Source organism: Kitasatospora sp. NPDC088264 (assembly GCF_040685715.1).
In the GTDB taxonomy this organism is placed as follows: domain Bacteria; phylum Actinomycetota; class Actinomycetes; order Streptomycetales; family Streptomycetaceae; genus Kitasatospora.
This window is the reverse complement of record NZ_JBFBIR010000128.1, coordinates 1-4,024: the sequence shown is the minus strand read 5'-3', so window position 1 is coordinate 4,024 and position 4,024 is coordinate 1. Positions and strand designations below refer to the sequence as shown.

Sequence of the window (4,024 nt, the reverse complement as noted above, 5' to 3'; positions counted from 1 at the left end):
ATCTCTTGCCGGGGGGGGGCGGGGGCGGGGGGGGCCGGGGGGTTCCGGGGCCCGGGGGGGGCGGCGGGCAGCCCGACAGCACGCCCGGCGCCGACGAGCCGGCCCGCCACGGCCGCCCGCGCGGTGGCCGCAGCCGGCGGCGCCGCAAGGCCTCCCCCGGCCCGGGCACACTGCGCCGGACGGCGTTCGGCGCGGCGGGCCTGGCCTGCCTGGTGCTGGGCACCACCGTGGCGTTGTCCGGCCAGCAGACCCCGGTGGTGCGGGTCGAGCCCTCGGTGCACGGCAGTACCGACAACCCGGCGGCCGCGCCCTCGGGAGGCCCCGGAACCACCGGGACGGCCGGGAGCACCGGGAGTCCGGCCGGCGCGCCGAAGCCGTTCGCCGCCTCGGCGCCGACCCGGCTGCTGGTCCCGGCCGCCGGGGTGGACGCCCCCGTGACCGGCCTCGGGCTGAATCCCGACGGGACGGTCGAGGTGCCGGCCGCCGACCGGGCCGACGAGGTCGGCTGGTACCGCAACGGGCCGACGCCCGGGGAGGCCGGCCCCGCCGTCCTCATCGGGCACTACGACACCGCGCACGGCCCGGCGGTCTTCCACGGCGTGCCGAAGCTGCGGCCGGGCGACCTGATCCAGGTGCGGCGCGCGGACGGCAGCACCGTGGACTTCAAGGTCCGCTCGCTGCTCCAGGCCGCCAAGGACCGCTTCCCGACCGAAACGGTCTACGGTGACACTCCCGAACCCGCTCTCAGGCTCATCACCTGCGGCGGGCGGATCGGCTCGGACGGGCACTGGACGGACAACATCATCGTCCTGGCGGACCTGGCCGGTCCGGGCGGCGCGACCGGCTGAAGCCACCGCGCCGCCCCGGTCGTCCCGGCCGTCGGGTCGTTTCGACTGTCGAACCGGCGCGGCGGCCGGGACGGCGGGACGGGAACCACCGACCGCCGTCCACGCGACCTACCACCGAAGCCGGTGCGGGGACGAACCGGCGCATCGCCGCAGACCAGGAGGACGAGCACCGACCGTGGCAGCAGCATCCCCACCCCGCCGCCGGCCCGTCGCCGTGCCGGTGGCGGCCCTCGCCGCCCTGGCCGTCCTCGTGACGCTCGCGGCCCTGGCCCTCGGCCGTGCCACCCCCGGCGGGCTCCAGGACCACGGCGCCACCCAGCCGGTGGCACCGCCGCTGGTGGCCCAGCCGCTCTGGCCCGACCTTGCGGCCTCCCCGCCGCCGCGCCCTCCCGCCACCGGCGCCGGGGCCGCCACGCAGGCCGCGCCGCAACCCGTCCCGGACGTGACCGTCCCCGGGCACGACATCAGGACGGTCGACGTCCGCACCGTCCTCGCCAAGGACTCCACGGTGGGCCCGGAGGAGCGGCGCGCCCTGGACTCCTGCCCCGCCTGCGACGTCCGCAGCCCCGAGTTCCGTGACCTCACCGGCGACGGGCGGGACGAACTGGTCGTCGCCGTCGTCACCCCCGGGCCCGTGGTCCTGCACGTCTACCTGCTGGCCGACGACCGGCTGCTGCCCATCCTCCAGGTCGAGGTGCTGAAGGGGTTCAGCGCCGCGACCGTGGGATCCGACCTGTGGCTCTACGAGCCGACCGGCGCGTTCGTCCGGACCAGCAGCCACTACCAGTGGGACGGCGTCCGGCTCGGCCTGCTGGAGCGGAAGGTCGAGGACACCGGCCCGATCGCCGGCCCGGGCGGCGGACCCGCGAACGGCAGTGCACAGACGCCCACCAGCACGCCCAGCGCCGGCCCCGCCGTCTCCCCGCACGACGGCCACGCATCCGCCCAACCGAAGCCCGCCATACCCGAGCCGGGCGCCGGCGCGGGCGTCTCCTCCCCGAGGACGGCCGTCCCGGTCCCCATCCGCCCGTCCTCGGCTCCCTCGGAAGCGAAGCCATGAACCCCCCAGCCGCGCCCGCCCACCCGCACATCCTGCTCGTCGAGGACGACGAGGTGATCCGGGAGGCCACCCGGATGGCCCTGGAGCGCTACGGCTTCCCGGTCACCACGGCCGCCGACGGCCTGGAGGGTCTGGAGGCCTTCCACGCCGTGCGCCCCGACCTCCTCCTGCTGGACGTCATGCTGCCGCTCCTCGACGGGGTCGGCCTCTGCCGCCGGATCCGGGAGGAGAGCCAGCTGCCGATCCTGATGATGTCGGCGCGCACCGACCCGGTCGACGTGGTGTCCGGTCTGGAGGCCGGGGCGGACGACTACGTCGTCAAGCCCTTCGAGAGCGCCGTGCTGGTCGCCCGGATCCGCACCGTGCTGCGCCGGGTGCGGGTGGTCCCGGCCGAACCCGCGCTGCCCGAGGAGCCGGTGGACCCCGCCGTCCCCGTCGCAGCGCCTGCTGCCGTCCCCGCCACCGCCGTCCCCGCCACCGCCGTTCCCGCGGACACCCCCTCCCCCGCGCTGCGCAGCTTCGACGGCATGCAGGTGGACACCGACAGCATGGAGGTGCGCGTCGACGGCCACCTCGTCCCGCTCACCCCCACCGAGCTGCGGCTGCTGCTGGAGTTCACCGCCGCGCCCGGCATCGTGCTGGAGCGCTCCACCCTGCTGGAACGCGTCTGGGACTACGACTGGGGCGCCGACACCCGGGTGGTGGACGTCCACGTGCAGCGGCTGCGCGCCAAGATCGGCTCCGGCCGGATCGAGACCGTCCGCGGGTTCGGCTACAAGCTGCGGCGTCCGGCATGACCCTGCGCCGTCAGATCGCCACCGCCGTCGCCGCCATCGCCGTCCTGGTGGCGGTGGCCGTCGGCCTGCTGGTCCACCAGGCGATGATCCGTCAGCACGTGGACCAGGCCCGCGCCGCCGCGCTCGCCGCGCTCGGCTCGGCCGTGGACACCTACAAGCGCGGCGAGGTCACCGACCGGTTCGCCCTGGACGACCCGGCGCTGCCCGAGGGGCTGCGGACGCTCGCGGCCGGCGGCCGCGAGGGCTCGCTGCTCGCCGGCGGTCCGCAGGGCGAGTCGATGTGGGCGGCCCGACCGGTCCAGACCGGGGTGCTCTCCGTGCGGGTGGACTTCACCCAGGACCGGCAGGCGATCGCCGACCTCGACCGGATCATCCTGATCACCGTCGTCGCCGCCGTCTTCACCACGGTCCTGGCCGGCGTCCTGGTCGCCGACCGGATCAGCCGCCGACTGCGCACCGCGGCGACGGCCGCCCGGGGCATCGCCGCCGGCCGGACGGACACCCGGATCGGCGAGCTCGTCGACGGGAAGGACGAGGTCGCCGACCTCGCCGCCGCCGTCGACCTGATGTCCCGCACCCTGCACCAGCGGCTGGAGGACGAGCAGCGCTTCACGGCGGACGTCGCCCACGAACTGCGCACCCCGCTCACCGGCCTGGTCACCGCCGCCGAGTTGCTCCCGCCCGGCCGCCCCACCCAGCTCGTCCAGAACCGGGTACAGGCCCTGCGCTCGCTGGTCGAGGACCTGTTGGAGGTCTCCCGCCTCGACGCCGACGCCGAGATCCCGGACTTCGCCCCCGTCCCGCTGGAGCGGGCGGTGCGCCGCACCGTCACGCTCACCGGCCTGGAGGTCGACGTGGACGTGGACGTGGCCGCCGACCGCCAGGTCCGCACCGACCTGCGCCGCCTCGACCGCATCCTCGGCAACCTGCTGATCAACGCCCACCGGCACGGCACCGCGCCGATCCGGCTGCACGTCGACGGCCACCGGATCACCGTCCGCGACCACGGCCCCGGCTACCCCGACGACCTCCTCGCCCGCGGCCCCCAGCGCTTCCGCACCAACGCCCCCGAACGCGGACGCGGCCACGGCCTCGGCCTCACCATCGCCACCGGCCACGCCCGCGTCATCGGCGCCGGCCTCACCTTCACCAACCACCCCGACGGCGGCGCCCTCGCCACCCTCACCCTGCCCGACGACCCGTCCCACCCCTGACCGCTCGACCGCAGCCGTGAGACATGGCCGCCGTGTGGCAGCCGCTGGAGCAGCGGCTGCCCCACGGCGGCCCCGGGCGGGGGGGGCCCCCCCGCCCCCGCCCGC

At 76.5% G+C, this 4,024-nt stretch carries 4 protein-coding genes; all 4 read left to right on the top strand.

Annotated elements, in window-relative coordinates:
• On the top strand, positions 1–848 hold an 848-nt coding region (locus AB0O82_RS38530; RefSeq protein WP_363589699.1), incomplete at its 5' end, for a class F sortase.
• A 175-nt stretch (positions 849–1,023) separates the two neighbouring features.
• The gene (locus tag AB0O82_RS38525) at positions 1,024–1,908 is read left to right on the top strand and encodes a hypothetical protein (protein WP_363589698.1); all 885 of its coding nucleotides are present in this window, start codon (positions 1,024–1,026) and stop codon (positions 1,906–1,908) included.
• The gene (locus AB0O82_RS38520; RefSeq protein ID WP_363589697.1) at positions 1,905–2,705 is read left to right on the top strand and encodes a response regulator transcription factor; all 801 of its coding nucleotides are present in this window, start codon (positions 1,905–1,907) and stop codon (positions 2,703–2,705) included. Before AB0O82_RS38525 ends, AB0O82_RS38520 begins: the two co-directional genes overlap by 4 nt.
• Positions 2,702–3,919, top strand: coding sequence for a HAMP domain-containing sensor histidine kinase (locus AB0O82_RS38515; protein ID WP_363589696.1), 1,218 nt, complete (start codon positions 2,702–2,704; stop codon positions 3,917–3,919). The genes AB0O82_RS38520 and AB0O82_RS38515 overlap by 4 nt, the downstream gene beginning before the upstream one ends.
• Positions 3,920–4,024: the final 105 nt, after the last annotated feature.